We start from the raw sequence: 13,473 nt of genomic DNA, 5'->3' as shown, positions 1-13,473 counted from the left end.
AAATCACTCCACTGTAACGGATTTCGCCAAATTTCTGGGCTGGTCCACATCGGTGCCCTTGGCCACCGCGGTGTGATAGGCCAAAAGCTGCGCCGGGATTGCGTAAAGGATCGGTGTCAGCGCTTCCTTCACCCGCGGCATACGGATGGCGCACCAGACATCGTCGCCGGCCTCGTCGATGCCGTCCTGATCCGAGATCATCAGCACCTTGCCCTTGCGTGCCAGCACCTCCTGCATGTTGGAGACCGACTTGTCGAACAGCGAGTCCCGCGGCGACATCACCACCACCGGCATGTGCTTGTCGATCAGCGCGATGGGGCCGTGCTTCAGCTCTCCGCTCGCATAAGCCTCGGCGTGGATATAGCTGATTTCCTTGAGCTTCAGCGCGCCTTCCAGCGCCAGCGGGAACATCAGCCCGCGGCCCAGGAACAGCACGTCGCGTGCCTCGCTGACCTTCTGGGCCGCCTGACGGATTGGCTCGTTCTGCTCCAGCGCAGAGGAGAGCACGTTGGGCAGGCCGCGGATCGCGGTGGCGTATTCCGCCATCTCATCCGGGCTGAGATGGCCGCGGTCGCAGGCGGCCTTGAGCGCCAGCGCCAGCAGCACCGTCAGTTGGCAGGTGAAGGCCTTGGTCGAGGCGACGCCGATTTCCGGTCCGGCGAAGATCGGCAGCGCCAGATCGCTTTCCCGCGCGATGGAGCTTTCGGAGACATTGACCACCGACAGGATCTTGTCTGCCTTTTCGTGGCAATAGCGCAGGGCCGCCAGGGTGTCGGCGGTCTCGCCCGATTGCGAGACAAACAGGGCCAGCGTGTTGCCGGGGATCGGCGGTTCGCGGTAGCGGAACTCGGAGGCGATATCGACCTCGACCGGCAGGCGGGCGATCTGCTCGAACCAGTACTTGGCGGTGACGCAGGCGTAATAGGCGGTGCCGCAGGCGACCATGGTCAGGCGTTCGATGCCGGAGAAATCCACCCCTTCGCCGGGCAGGCGCACGGCATCTTCCTCGACCGGCAGGTAGTGGCGGATGGCTTCGGCAATCACATGCGGCTGCTCGGCGATTTCCTTGGCCATGAAATGCTTGTGGCCGCCCTTGTCGACCTGGGTCGCATCAATTTGGATGGTCTTGGTTTCGCGGTTGACCAGCGCGCCTGCCGAGCTGCGGATCTCGGCGCCCTGGCGGGTGACGACGGCGCGGTCGCCTTCCTCCAGATAGGTGATCCGGTCGGTGAGCGGTGCCAGCGCGATGGCATCCGAGCCTACGAACATTTCGCCGTCGCCATGGCCGATCGCCAGCGGAGAACCTTTGCGGGCCGCGACGATCAGGTCTTCCTGGCCGTCAAACAGGAAGGCCAAAGCAAAAGCGCCTTCCAGCTGATCCAGCGTTTTGAAGGCGGCCTCAACTGGGGAAAGACCCTCCTGCAGGTAGCGCTCGGTCATCAGGGCGACGGTTTCGGTGTCGGTCTCGGTGCGGAACTCAAGCCCGCAGTCCAGTAGTTCGGCGCGCAGTTCCTTGTAGTTCTCGATGATGCCGTTGTGAACAACCGCAACGGCACCGGCGCGGTGCGGGTGGGCATTGCTGACCGAGGGCGCGCCATGGGTGGCCCAGCGGGTGTGGCCGATGCCTGATTTGCCCGCCAGCGGCTCATGCACCAGGAGGTCGGAGAGGTTCACCAGCTTGCCTACCGCGCGGCGGCGGCGCAGCTCGCCTTTGTTCACTGTGGCAATGCCTGCGCTGTCATAGCCGCGGTATTCCAGCCGCTTCAGCGCCTCGACCAGGATTGGAGCAGCCTCGTGATTGCCCAGTACGCCGACAATTCCGCACATCACTTGGCTCCCTTCTGCAGGCGGGCTTTCTTGGCGCGCAGCATGTCCATCAGCTTGCGCGCGCGGCCCGGTTTGTTGCTTTGCTCGGCGCGGGCAATGGCCAGATCGCCGTCATCGACATTTTTGGTGACCACTGCACCGGTGGCCGTCATTGCCTCATGGCCGACCCGGACCGGTGCCACCAGCATGGTGTTGGAGCCGATAAAGGCCCGTGCGCCGATCTCGGTGCGGTGCTTCATCACGCCGTCATAGTTGCAGGTAATTGTCCCTGCGCCAATATTGGTTGCTTCGCCCACCGAGGCGTCGCCGATGTAGCTGAGGTGGTTGACCTTGGCGCCCTCGGCGATCTCGGCGTTCTTGATCTCGACAAAGTTGCCGATGTGGGTGTTTTCGGCCAGCTCGGCACCTGGGCGCAGGCGGGCGTAGGGGCCGACTTTGGCACCCTGGCTTACGTGGCAGCCCTCGAGATGCGAGAATGCCCGGATCAGCGCGCCGCTTTCCACTGTGACGCCGGGGCCGAAGACCACGTTCGGCTCGATTACGGTGTCGCGGCCGACAATGGTGTCAAAGGCGAGATACACGGTTTCGGGCGCCATCAGTGTGACCCCCAGATCCAGCAGTTCCGCCCGGGAGCGGGCCTGGAACAGCGCATCCGCCTGCGCCAGTTCGGCGCGGGAGTTGATGCCCAGCGTTTCAGCCTCGTCGCAGGAGACAGCCGTGACGGATTTGCCTTCCTTGCGGGCCAGCTCCACCAGATCGGTCAGGTAATACTCGCCCGAGGCATTTTCATTGCCGACCTTGGCAATCAGATCGAACATCGCCTGGGCATCACAGGCCATCAGCCCGGAATTGCAGAAGGAAATGGCGCGCTCGGCCTCAGAAGCGTCCTTGAACTCGACAATCCGCTCCAGGCTGTCGCCGTCCATCACCAAACGGCCATAGCGGCCCGGATCGGCGGCCTCAAACCCCAGGATCACCAGATCGGCGCGCTGGCGGGCCTCGACCATCCGCTCCAGCGTGTCAGCGCTGACAAAGGGCGTGTCGCCGTACAAAACCACCGCATCGCCGGAAAAGCCTTCCAGCGCCGTCCGCGCCTGGTCCACCGCATGTGCTGTGCCAAGCTGCTCCTCCTGGAGTACCACCTCAGCCGTCTCGTCAATGCCGGCAACCGCCTTCTGCACTGCCTCGGCTCCATGACCGGCCACCACGATCGTGCGTTCCGGCTCCAGCGCCCGGCCTGCGGCCATGGCGTGCTCCAGCATAGGCGCCTGTGCGATCGGATGCAGGACTTTGGGAAGGTCGGAGTTCATCCGCGTGCCTTTTCCGGCCGCCAGGATGACAAGGGCAATGCTCATAATCGCTTTTCTCTTTGTCTTTTTAGCGCTCCCGTTTTATCCGCTGAGGGGCGGGGCGCAAGAGACAGCGCCATCAAACAAGGTTGCGGGCTGCAACATGCAGCGGCGGAAATTCGCCGGGAAGGGCCAGAAATGCGAACAGTGATCTTCGATCTGGACGGAACTTTGGCCGATACATCCGGCGACCTGCTGGCCGCGGCCAATGCCTGTTTCCGCCAGATGGGGCTGGGCGATGTGCTGACGCCTGCCGAAGATGCCGCGGTTGCTTTGCGCGGCGGGCGGATGATGCTGACCGCGGGCTTGAAGCGGGTTGGGCAGTTTGATCCGGCGGTGGTGGATGAGTTTTACCCGGTGCTGCTGGAGGCTTACCGCGATGCCATCGACCATCACACCGTGATGTACCCTGGCGCAATGGAGGCCGTGGAGGCATTGAAATCCGCAGGTTATGGTGTCGGCATCTGCACCAACAAGCCCGAAGCGCTGGCGGAACAGCTGATGCAGAGCCTTGGCGTGCGCGATGCCTTTGCCTCGCTGATCGGGGCAGACACGCTGCCAGTGCGCAAGCCCGATCCGGAACCGCTGTTCGAAGCGGCGCGGCGGGCAGGCGGTGATCCGGCGCGCACGCTGCTGGTGGGCGACAGCGATACAGACCGCAACACGTCGGCGGCTGCCGGTGTGCCGTCCGTACTGGTGACCTTTGGCCCGTCGGGGGCTGACATGGCGGCGCTGAAGCCCGAGGCATTGATCGACCGGTTCGAAGACCTGCTGGAGGTCGCTGACCGGCTGATTGCGTGATTTCGCAACTTAGCTTCGAGATTTCCGGCCTTGCAGCTTGCCTCTTGACCCTTGCCGGGCGGCGGCTCACAAACGGCGCATGAGCGAGACATTTACCGGGTCTTTCACCCAGCAGGAACCCATTCCCGAAGACGCCATCGAGGCCGCACTGGCGGTGCTCCGCCACGGACGGCTGCACCGCTACAATGTGGCCGAGGGCGAAGCGGGCGAAACCGCATTGCTGGAGCAGGAATTCGCGGCTCAGATGGGCGCGAAATACTGTTTGGCGGTGGCCTCCGGCGGCTATGCGCTGGCAACTTCTCTGCGGGCTGTGGGCGTGAAACCCGGCGACAAGGTTCTGACCAACGCCTTCACGCTGGCGCCGGTGCCGGGGTCGATTGCCTCGGTCGGGGCAGAGCCGGTGTTTGTCGAGGTGACCGAGGATCTAACAATCGATCTGGACGACCTGGCGGCCAAGGCGGATCAGGCCAAGGTGCTGATGCTGTCCCACATGCGCGGGCATCTGTGCGACATGGACCGGCTGATGGAGATCTGCGACGGTGCCGGCATCACCGTGATCGAGGATTGCGCCCATACCATGGGGGCATCCTGGAGCGGCGTGCTCTCGGGCAAGCATGGCGCGGTGGGCTGCTATTCCTGCCAGACCTACAAGCACGTTAATTCGGGCGAGGGCGGGCTGCTAATCACCGATGACGAAGAGATTGCCGCCCGCGCCATCATGATGTCCGGCTCTTACATGCTGTATGGCCGCCATCTGGCGGCGCCAGGCCCGGAAGTGTTTGAGCGGGTGAAGTACGAGACCCCCAATATCTCTGGCCGTATGGACAACCTGCGGGCCGCTATCCTGCGGCCGCAGCTGCGCGACCTGGACACCCAAGCGGAGCGCTGGAACGAGCGTTACCGCACCGTAGAAGAAGGCCTGCGGGGTACGCCGGGCCTCACCGTTGTGGAGCGCCCGGAACAAGAGGTCTACGTCGGTTCTTCCATTCAGTTTCTGCTGCTGGACTGGAGCGAAGAGGCTGTGCAGGAGGCTGTCCGGCGCTGCGCCGCCCGCGGGGTGGAGCTCAAATGGTTCGGCACGCCGGAGCCTGTGGCCTTCACCTCCCGCTATGACAGCTGGCGCTATGCCGACACACCGCGCCTGCCGAAAAGCGACCGGGTGCTGGCAGGTATCATCGACATGCGGGTGCCGCTGACCTTCAGCCTGGAAGATTGCACCCAGATCGCCCGGATTATCCGCGCCGAAGTGAGCGCTGTGTATCAGGGCGCCTGAACCGCGGCTGCTTGTCCGTTTTACGGAAAAAAGATCTGGCTCGTCTCTCAGAAGGGAGGCGGGCTTTTTTGTGTCGGCGTGCGGGAGTGAACCTCACGTCACGGCTGTCGGTGCTGCGCTGCAGTTGACGCGAATCGTGGGCTCGTTTATTGAATTGAACAAGTGTTCATATAATCGCTGTTCCCGGGAGGATTTGCGGGATGTTCAATGCAAGCATGACTTTTGATCTGGGCGAAGACGTCAACGCTCTGCGCGACGCGGTCCACCGCTGGGCGCAGGAGCGCGTCAAGCCGATGGCGCAGGAGATCGACCAGAACAACGAATTCCCGGCTGAGCTGTGGAAGGAGATGGGGGAGCTGGGCCTCCTGGGGATCACCGTGCCGGAAGAGTTCGGCGGCGCCGGCATGTCCTACCTGGCGCATACGGTGGCTATTGAAGAGATCGCCCGCGCCAGCGCCTCTGTCTCGCTGTCCTATGGCGCGCATTCCAACCTCTGCGTCAATCAGATCAAGCTGAACGGCAACGCGGAGCAGAAGAAGAAATACCTGCCGCGGCTGCTCTCCGGCGAGCATGTCGGCGCGCTGGCGATGTCCGAAGCGGGCGCAGGGTCGGATGTGGTGTCAATGTCGCTGCGCGCGGAGAAGCGCAACGACCACTACCGGCTGAACGGCAACAAGTACTGGATCACCAATGGTCCTGACGCCGATACCCTGGTGGTCTACGCAAAGACAGATCCGGAGGCGGGCTCCAAAGGTATCACTGCTTTCCTGATCGAAAAGGAAATGACGGGTTTCTCCACCTCCAAGCATTTCGACAAGCTGGGCATGCGCGGCTCCAACACGGCTGAGCTGATCTTTGAAGATGTCGAAGTTCCTTTCGAGAACGTTCTTGGGGAAGAGGGCAAGGGTGTGCGGGTGCTGATGTCCGGCCTGGACTATGAGCGCGTGGTGCTGGCTGGGATCGGCACCGGCATCATGGCTTCCTGCATGGATGAGATGATGCCCTACATGGCGGAGCGCAAGCAGTTCGGCCAGCCGATCGGAAACTTCCAGCTGATGCAGGCCAAGATCGCTGACATGTACACGGCGATGAATTCGGCGCGGGCCTATGTCTATGAGGTCGCCAAATCCTGCGACAAAGGCACGGTGACCCGCCAGGACGCCGCAGCCTGCTGCCTTTATGCTTCCGAGGTGGCGATGACTCAGGCGCATCAGGCGGTGCAGGCTTTTGGCGGAGCGGGCTATCTCTCCGACAACCCGGTGGGGCGCATCTTCCGCGATGCCAAGCTGATGGAAATCGGTGCCGGCACCAGCGAAATCCGCCGTATGCTGATCGGCCGCGAGCTGATGGGGACAATGTAATGCGTCCGGTCCTGCTGGCAGCTGCTATCCTGGCGGGGCCCGCGGCCGCGCAGGAGGTCCGGTTTTCTCCTGCTGCCACGGACGCCTGTGTTGCGCAGGCGGCTGCGCCGGAAGCCAAGCGCAGCTGCCTGGGACTGTCTGCGCAGCAGTGCATGGGCGAGACTTCCGGCGGGTCCACGACCATCGGGATGATGGACTGCCTGGATCAGGAACGCGATTACTGGGATGCCCGTCTGAATGCCGCCTACAAGATCCTGCGGGCCAAGGCGAAGGCGTCGGACGCGGATTTGGCGGAATGGGGCTCGTCAGCGCCCAGAACCGAACCCGCTCTGAAACAGATGCAGCGGGCCTGGATCACCTACCGTGATACCACCTGCGAGTTCGAGAGAGCGCAATGGGGCGGCGGCAGCGGCGGCGGGCCGGCGGTGCTGAGCTGCCTGATGCGGCTGACAGGGGAGCAGGCGCTCTACCTGGAATCCGCCTGGCTCGGCGAGTAACGGCAATTGGTTTGCCGGCAGGCATCAAGCGGCCTGCCAGCGTATTTCAACTGAAGGATCAGAAGCGGTGCACGTAAGCGACGTTCACGACAACCGGATCGATTTCGGCAGTGCCGATGCCGGCCCCGTTCAGGGTGGCGTCGGTGTCGATGTCCATCCAGCGGAGGTTGAAGCGCAGCGCTCCGTTGTCGGAGATCTGGTAATCGGCGCCGGCGTTGACGGCGATGCCAAAGCTGTCGTCCAGCTCAAGGGTGCCAAGCGCGGTCTCTTCCTCGAAGAAGGTGGTGTAGTTCAGGCCGAGGCCGAGGAACGGCTTGATCTTGCCTTGGGTCGGGAAGTGGTAGTTGACCGAGATGGTCGGCGGCAGCTGCTTGGCCTTGGCGGCAAAAGCGCCGTTCAGGCTGATGTCATGGGAGAACGGCGAGGCGGCCAGCAGTTCAACACCCCAGTTGTCGCGGAAGAAATACTCGAACGTCAGCGACAGCGCGGTGCCGTCGTCAATGTCCGCCGCAGCACCGGCCAGGGTGCCGTTGCCGGACTTGGGGTTCACATTGGCGATGCCGACGCCGACGGTCCAGTCGCCCTGCTGCTGCGCCAGAGCGGGGGCCGCCAGGGCGGCAAGGGCGGAAGTCAGTGCCAGAGCGGAAACCATGCGTTTCATGGGGTGCGTCCCTTTTCTTTTGTTTGCCCGGCAGTGGTGCACCCGCAAGCCGCCGGGCACTCTGATCTGAATCAAGAATCCAGCCGCCTACCCATTGAAAAGGCGGCGAAAAATAGCATAGCTGCTATGCGTTTCGGGAATGTCTAAAGATGCATGAATTCCGTAACATTCCGGGGCTGCGCGCCGATGGCAGCTGGGACTTGCCAAAGCGGCTGAACATGGCGGCGCAGTGTCTGGCGCAGCCGCCGGAGGCCGTGGCCCTGATCGATATGACAGGCCCGGGGCGGCAGGACATCACCTATGGCGCGCTGACGGAGATGACGGACGGACTCGCCCGCTACCTGCTCGGCCGTATCCAGCCGGGCGACCGGGTTGGGGTGCTGCTCAGCCAGTCTACCTGGTGCGCGGCGGCGCATCTGGCGATCTGGAAGGCGGGCGGCATTTCAGTGCCTCTGTTCAAACTTTTCAAGCGCGATGCGCTGGCCTCCCGCGCCGGCGATGCGGGGGTTCGCTTTGTCTTCACCGATGCGGAAGGGGCAGGGCTGCTGGGCGATCTTGCCGAAGCGGTAATGGCGGACAGCGCCGGGATCGGAGGCGGCCCGGTGCCCATTGCCGAAACCACGCCGGGGACGCCAGCGGTGCTGATCTATACCTCCGGCACCACCGGCAGCCCCAAGGGCGCGCTGCACGGCCATCGGTTGCTGACCGGCCATCTGCCGGGCGTGTCCATCAGCCACGATCACTTGGGGCAGGAAGGCGACTGCCTCTGGACCCCGGCGGACTGGGCCTGGATCGGCGGGCTGTTCGACGTGCTGATGCCGGGCCTGGCGCTGGGCGTGCCGGTGGTGGCGGCGCGGCTGGACAAGTTCACGCCGGAAGCCTGCGCGGAGCTGATCGAACAGGCTGGCGTGCGCAACATTTTCTTCCCGCCAACCGCACTCAGGATGCTGAAGGCAGCGGGGCAGGGGCTTCGGGCGTTGCGCTCTGTTGCCAGCGGTGGAGAGCCCCTGGGCGCCGAGATGCTCGCCTGGGGCCGACGGCAGCTGGGGGTGACCATCAACGAATTCTACGGCCAGACCGAGTGCAACATGGTGGCCTCTTCCTGTGCTGCCGATTTCGATCCGCGCCCTGGCTGTATCGGCAAGGCGGTGCCGGGGCATGCGCTGGCGGTGATCGATGAGGCCGGCAATCCCACGACGGGCGAAGGCGACGTTGCCATCCGCCGCGGGTCCGCCTCGATGCTGCTGGAATACTGGAACCGGCCCGAAGAAACCGCTGCCAAGTTCCGCGGCGACTGGCTGGTAACCGGTGACCGGGGGATCTGGGAAGGCGATTACCTGCGCTTTGTCGGCCGCGAGGATGATGTGATCACCTCGGGCGGCTACCGCATTGGCCCGGCGGAGATCGAGGATTGCCTGCTGACTCATCCGGCGGTGGCGACGGTGGGCGTGGTCGGCAAACCCGATCCCCTGCGCACAGAAATCGTCAAGGCCTATGTGGTGCTGAAAGCCGGTTCAGAGGCATCGGAAAAGGAACTGCAGGACTACGTCAAAGATCGCCTCGCCCATTATTCCTACCCGCGTGAGGTGGCGTTCCTGGACGCGCTGCCGATGACCGTGACCGGCAAGGTAATCCGCAAGGAATTGAAGGCGCTGGCTGCAGGGGGAATGGAACGATGAATTCCCCCCGCATAACGTCAGTTTTTCAGGTGTTTGCTCGCGACAACTTGAAACTCGTCTTCCCAAAGAATGCGGCCGGGCGACTTGTGCCGGAGTTCTTCAACGGGGGTGCCAAGATCACTTACCAGCCAAGCCAGATAGCGTGCTTGAGAAACGTGGTCTTTGGCGCTGTCCCGAAACCAGCAAACCCCGCTGATCTCAGATTTGGAACCGGGGCGGTAAAAAAAGCGCTGCGGTGTACTGAGGTGGTCATTGAACCAGTCAAGCACACGGCGCAACTCGTCCATCTGCCAATACTTGGCAAGATCGGAACGGTCATAAAACAGATCATAGGCAGCGGTGAATACACCGGTGCTGCTGCGCGCATCAACGTCGACGCAACGCGTTGTAAAGCGGACATACATGAAGGGCACCCGTACAGCGTACGGACCTTTCTTTGCTCAGGTTCTCAGAAGAATTGCTGCAAGTTTCCAAACCGACGGTTCGGAGGACGTGTCAGATTTTTTGAACGGCAAAGAAAAACATGGGATGATCCAAGGGAAGTCAGAAGACGCACGGCATCTAGCAAAATTGCCTGCTTGAGTCTCTGCTGTTCTCGGCAAAAAGATCACTTTAAAGGGGAATGTGTGGCATGAAACTCACATCCAAGGCGATGCCCTCCTCGGACGGCTTCAAGCAGAACCGCGAGGCGCATTTGGACGCCCTGGCGCAGATCAGTGAGGCGGCGGAGGCCGCGCGCATGGGCGGCGGTGAGAAATCCCGCGCCCGCCATGAAAGCCGCGGCAAGATGCTGCCGCGCCGCCGGGTGGCGAACCTCTTGGACCCCGGCTCTCCGTTCCTGGAGATCGGCGCTACGGCGGCGCATGCCATGTATGACGGTGCCGCTCCGTCTGCGGGCGTCATTGCGGGCATCGGCCGGGTGCATGGTCAGGAAGTCATGGTGGTCTGCAACGACGCCACCGTGAAAGGCGGCACCTATTATCCGATGACGGTGAAGAAACACTTGCGGGCGCAGGAGATTGCCGAAGAAAACCGCCTTCCTTGCATCTATCTGGTGGACTCGGGCGGCGCCAACCTGCCGAACCAGGATGAGGTTTTCCCGGACCGCGATCACTTTGGCCGCATCTTCTACAATCAGGCGCGGATGTCGGCCAAGGGCATCCCGCAGATCGCGGTAGTGATGGGCTCCTGCACCGCGGGCGGGGCTTATGTGCCTGCGATGTCGGACGTGACTATTATCGTGAAGGAGCAGGGAACGATCTTCCTGGCCGGTCCGCCGCTGGTGAAGGCTGCAACGGGCGAGGTTGTCAGCGCCGAAGACCTGGGCGGCGGCGACGTGCATACGCGTCTCTCCGGTGTGGCGGATTATCTGGCAGAGGACGACGCCCACGCGCTGGCGCTGGCACGGCGTGCAGTGCAGTCGCTGAACATCACCAAGCCGCTGACGGTGAACTGGGCCAGCCCGGAAGAGCCGGCCTATGACCCGGAAGAGATCCTCGGCGTGGTGCCCGGCGATCTGCGCACGCCGTATGATATCCGCGAGGTGATTGCGCGGCTGGTCGACGGCTCCCGCTTTGACGAGTTCAAGCCGCGGTTCGGTGAAACCCTGGTGACCGGCTTTGCCCACCTCAAGGGCTGCCCGATCGGCATCATTGCCAACAACGGCGTGCTGTTCTCGGAGGCCGCCCAAAAGGGGGCGCATTTCGTGGAGCTGTGCAGCCAGCGCAAGATCCCGCTGGTGTTCCTGCAGAACATCACCGGCTTCATGGTGGGACGGAAGTATGAAAACGAGGGCATTGCCCGCCATGGCGCCAAGATGGTGACGGCGGTGGCGACCACCAATGTGCCCAAGATCACCATGCTGGTTGGCGGCTCCTTTGGCGCCGGCAACTACGGCATGTCGGGCCGTGCCTACAGCCCGCGGTTCCTGTGGACCTGGCCGAACTCCCGCATCTCTGTGATGGGCGGCGAGCAGGCGGCAGGGGTGCTGGCAACGGTGAAGCGCGATGCCATTGAACGCCAGGGCGGCAGCTGGAGCGACGAGGAAGAGGCGGCCTTCAAGCAGCCGACCATCGACATGTTCGAAGAGCAGAGCCACCCGCTTTATGCCTCGGCCCGCCTGTGGGATGACGGCATTATCGACCCGCGCAAGAGCCGCGACGTGCTGGCGCTGTCGCTGAGCGCCGCCTTGAATGCCCCGATTGAAGAGACGCGCTTTGGCGTGTTCCGGATGTGAGGACCTCCGATGTTTGACAAGATCCTGATTGCCAACCGCGGAGAGATTGCCTGCCGCGTGATGGAAACCGCCCGCGCCATGGGGGTGCGGACGGTAGCGGTTTACTCCGATGCCGATGCGGCTTCGAAACATGTGGCGCTGGCGGATGAGGCGGTGCACATCGGCGGCGCGGCCCCGGCACAGTCGTATCTGCTGGGCGACCGTATCATCGGGGCCGCGCAGGCAACCGGAGCGCAGGCCATCCACCCGGGTTATGGCTTTCTGTCCGAGAACCCGGAGTTTGTGGAAGCGGTGGAGGCGGCAGGGCTCACCTTTATTGGGCCCTCGGCAGACGCGATCCGCAAGATGGGTCTGAAGGACGCCGCCAAGGCGCTGATGGAGGAGGCCGGGGTGCCGGTTGTGCCGGGGTATCACGGTGCCAAGCAGGATCCGGGATTTCTGGCTGGCGAGGCAGAAAAGATCGGCTACCCGGTGCTGATCAAAGCGGTTGCCGGCGGCGGCGGCAAGGGCATGCGGCTGGTCGAGACGCATGATGATTTTGCTGACGCATTGAAAAGCGCGCAGGGCGAGGCGACCACGGCCTTTGGCAACCCGGATGTGCTGATCGAGAAATACATCCAGCAGCCGCGGCATATTGAGGTGCAGGTGTTTGGCGACGGGATGCATGCGGTGCATCTGTTCGAGCGCGACTGCTCCCTGCAGAGGCGCCATCAGAAGGTGATCGAGGAAGCGCCTGCGCCGGGCATGACGGCGGAAATGCGCGAGGCGATGGGCCGGGCCGGTGTGCGTGCCGCGGAGGCAATCGGCTACAAGGGGGCAGGGACGGTTGAGTTCATCGTTGATGGCTCAGACGGGCTGCGGCCTGACGGGTTTTGGTTCATGGAAATGAACACCCGGCTGCAGGTGGAGCATCCGGTCACGGAGCTGATCACCGGCGTCGATCTGGTGGAATGGCAGCTGCGCGTTGCCTCGGGCGAAAGCCTGCCTGCGAAGCAGGAAGACCTCACCATCACCGGCCATGCGTTTGAGGCGCGGCTTTACGCGGAGGATGTGCCCAAGGGGTTCCTGCCTGCGACCGGCACGCTGACGCATCTGTCCTTCCCGGCGGAATGCCGCGCCGACAGCGGTGTGCGGGCGGGCGACACCATCAGTCCCTGGTACGATCCGATGATTGCCAAGGTGATCGTGCATGGCTCCACCCGCAAGGTGGCGCTGTCGCGGCTGGCACGCGCGCTGGAGGATACACAGGTAGGCGGCACCGTCACCAACCTGGCCTTTCTTGGTGCTTTGGCGGCGCATGAGGGGTTTGCGGCCGGCGATGTGGACACCGGCCTGATTGCCCGGGACCTGGATTCGCTTACCGCAGCGCCGGAAGCGGAGCTGCGCCACAAGGCTGCGGCCGGCATGGCGGCGCTCGGCCTGACGGAGGCCGCGCCGGAGACAGGGTTTACGCTTTGGGGACCGTTGCACCGGGCGGTCACCCTGTCCCACGCAGGAGAAGTGTTCACTGCTGATGTGCAGGTGGACGGGCCGGACCGGCAGCTGTGGAGTGTTGACGGCAAAACTGTTGTGGCCGAGCGCAGCCAGGAGCAATGGCGCATTGATGAGCGCCGGATGCCGGCGGTTTCTCAGTCGGGATCTCTGATTACCGTGCATGATGCCTACGGGCTGGAGTTCACAGCACTTGATCCGCTGGACCGCGACGCGGCTGCGGGCGGCGACAGCAATGTGATCGAGGCGCCGATGCCGGGGCTGGTCAAGGCGGTGTTTGCTGAAGCGGGCCAGAAAG

11 protein-coding genes are annotated in these 13,473 nt (G+C 63.4%); 7 read left to right on the top strand and 4 right to left on the bottom strand.

From position 1 onward, the window contains the following. Positions 1 to 3: 3 nt before the first annotated feature. Together glmS and glmU are read right to left on the bottom strand one after the other, a co-directional pair. Positions 4 to 1,827 (bottom strand): glutamine--fructose-6-phosphate transaminase (isomerizing), encoded by a 1,824-nt coding sequence (glmS, locus tag RA20_RS13635; protein WP_039129709.1) that lies wholly within the window; start codon positions 1,825 to 1,827, stop codon positions 4 to 6. Continuing rightward, entirely contained in the window at positions 1,827 to 3,182 is a 1,356-nt protein-coding gene (gene glmU / locus RA20_RS13630) for a bifunctional UDP-N-acetylglucosamine diphosphorylase/glucosamine-1-phosphate N-acetyltransferase GlmU (RefSeq protein ID WP_039129706.1), read from the bottom strand. The genes glmS and glmU overlap by 1 nt, the downstream gene beginning before the upstream one ends. Positions 3,183 to 3,314: 132 nt before the next feature. On the opposite strand from glmU, the gene RA20_RS13625 reads away from it, so the two are divergent. The 4 genes from RA20_RS13625 to RA20_RS13610 all read left to right on the top strand — a co-directional run bounded on the left by RA20_RS13625 (position 3,315) and on the right by RA20_RS13610 (position 7,108). Then, complete coding sequence (locus RA20_RS13625; protein ID WP_039129704.1) at positions 3,315 to 3,977, top strand: HAD-IA family hydrolase; 663 nt, start codon at positions 3,315 to 3,317, stop codon at positions 3,975 to 3,977. 79 nt (positions 3,978 to 4,056) lie between these two features. After that, complete coding sequence (locus RA20_RS13620) at positions 4,057 to 5,250, top strand: DegT/DnrJ/EryC1/StrS family aminotransferase (RefSeq protein ID WP_039129701.1); 1,194 nt, start codon at positions 4,057 to 4,059, stop codon at positions 5,248 to 5,250. Positions 5,251 to 5,450: 200 nt separating this feature from the next. Beyond that, the gene (locus tag RA20_RS13615; RefSeq protein WP_039129699.1) at positions 5,451 to 6,611 is read left to right on the top strand and encodes an isovaleryl-CoA dehydrogenase; all 1,161 of its coding nucleotides are present in this window, start codon (positions 5,451 to 5,453) and stop codon (positions 6,609 to 6,611) included. Beyond that, complete coding sequence (locus RA20_RS13610) at positions 6,611 to 7,108, top strand: lysozyme inhibitor LprI family protein (protein WP_039129696.1); 498 nt, start codon at positions 6,611 to 6,613, stop codon at positions 7,106 to 7,108. Before RA20_RS13615 ends, RA20_RS13610 begins: the two co-directional genes overlap by 1 nt. 58 nt (positions 7,109 to 7,166) lie before the next feature. Here RA20_RS13610 and RA20_RS13605 read toward each other — a convergent pair whose 3' ends face one another. Further along, positions 7,167 to 7,769 (bottom strand): OmpW/AlkL family protein, encoded by a 603-nt coding sequence (locus RA20_RS13605; protein WP_039129693.1) that lies wholly within the window; start codon positions 7,767 to 7,769, stop codon positions 7,167 to 7,169. 149 nt (positions 7,770 to 7,918) lie between these two features. Between RA20_RS13605 and RA20_RS13600 the strand changes: the two genes are divergently transcribed. Further along, positions 7,919 to 9,448, top strand: coding sequence for an AMP-binding protein (locus RA20_RS13600; protein WP_039129691.1), 1,530 nt, complete (start codon positions 7,919 to 7,921; stop codon positions 9,446 to 9,448). 17 nt (positions 9,449 to 9,465) lie between these two features. Here the strand turns inward: RA20_RS13600 and RA20_RS13595 are convergent, their stop codons facing one another. Then, a complete protein-coding gene (locus RA20_RS13595) occupies positions 9,466 to 9,852 on the bottom strand; it encodes a hypothetical protein (protein WP_039129689.1) in 387 nt (128 codons plus the stop codon). A gap of 227 nt (positions 9,853 to 10,079) precedes the next feature. Here RA20_RS13595 and RA20_RS13590 point away from each other — a divergent pair, with 227 nt between their 5' ends. Next, the gene (locus RA20_RS13590; RefSeq protein WP_039129686.1) at positions 10,080 to 11,684 is read left to right on the top strand and encodes a carboxyl transferase domain-containing protein; all 1,605 of its coding nucleotides are present in this window, start codon (positions 10,080 to 10,082) and stop codon (positions 11,682 to 11,684) included. A 9-nt stretch (positions 11,685 to 11,693) separates the two neighbouring features. Next, on the top strand, positions 11,694 to 13,473 hold a 1,780-nt coding region (locus tag RA20_RS13585), incomplete at its 3' end, for an acetyl-CoA carboxylase biotin carboxylase subunit (protein WP_039129684.1).

The organism is Leisingera sp. ANG-Vp (assembly GCF_000813725.1).
GTDB lineage: Bacteria > Pseudomonadota > Alphaproteobacteria > Rhodobacterales > Rhodobacteraceae > Leisingera.
This window is presented reverse-complemented; position numbering and strand designations above follow the sequence as displayed.

What these genes read in the sequence shown, in the direction of transcription:
- glmS (WP_039129709.1), bottom strand. Translation starts at nt 1,827, where the DNA reads ATGTGCGGAATTGTCGGCGTACTGGGCAATCACGAGGCTGCTCCAATC.
- RA20_RS13605 (WP_039129693.1), bottom strand. Translation starts at nt 7,769, where the DNA reads ATGAAACGCATGGTTTCCGCTCTGGCACTGACTTCCGCCCTTGCCGCC.
- RA20_RS13590 (WP_039129686.1), top strand. Translation starts at nt 10,080, where the DNA reads ATGAAACTCACATCCAAGGCGATGCCCTCCTCGGACGGCTTCAAGCAG.
- RA20_RS13610 (WP_039129696.1), top strand. Translation starts at nt 6,611, where the DNA reads ATGCGTCCGGTCCTGCTGGCAGCTGCTATCCTGGCGGGGCCCGCGGCC.
- RA20_RS13620 (WP_039129701.1), top strand. Translation starts at nt 4,057, where the DNA reads ATGAGCGAGACATTTACCGGGTCTTTCACCCAGCAGGAACCCATTCCC.
- RA20_RS13625 (WP_039129704.1), top strand. Translation starts at nt 3,315, where the DNA reads ATGCGAACAGTGATCTTCGATCTGGACGGAACTTTGGCCGATACATCC.
- RA20_RS13600 (WP_039129691.1), top strand. Translation starts at nt 7,919, where the DNA reads ATGCATGAATTCCGTAACATTCCGGGGCTGCGCGCCGATGGCAGCTGG.
- glmU (WP_039129706.1), bottom strand. Translation starts at nt 3,182, where the DNA reads ATGAGCATTGCCCTTGTCATCCTGGCGGCCGGAAAAGGCACGCGGATG.
- RA20_RS13595 (WP_039129689.1), bottom strand. Translation starts at nt 9,852, where the DNA reads ATGTATGTCCGCTTTACAACGCGTTGCGTCGACGTTGATGCGCGCAGC.
- RA20_RS13615 (WP_039129699.1), top strand. Translation starts at nt 5,451, where the DNA reads ATGTTCAATGCAAGCATGACTTTTGATCTGGGCGAAGACGTCAACGCT.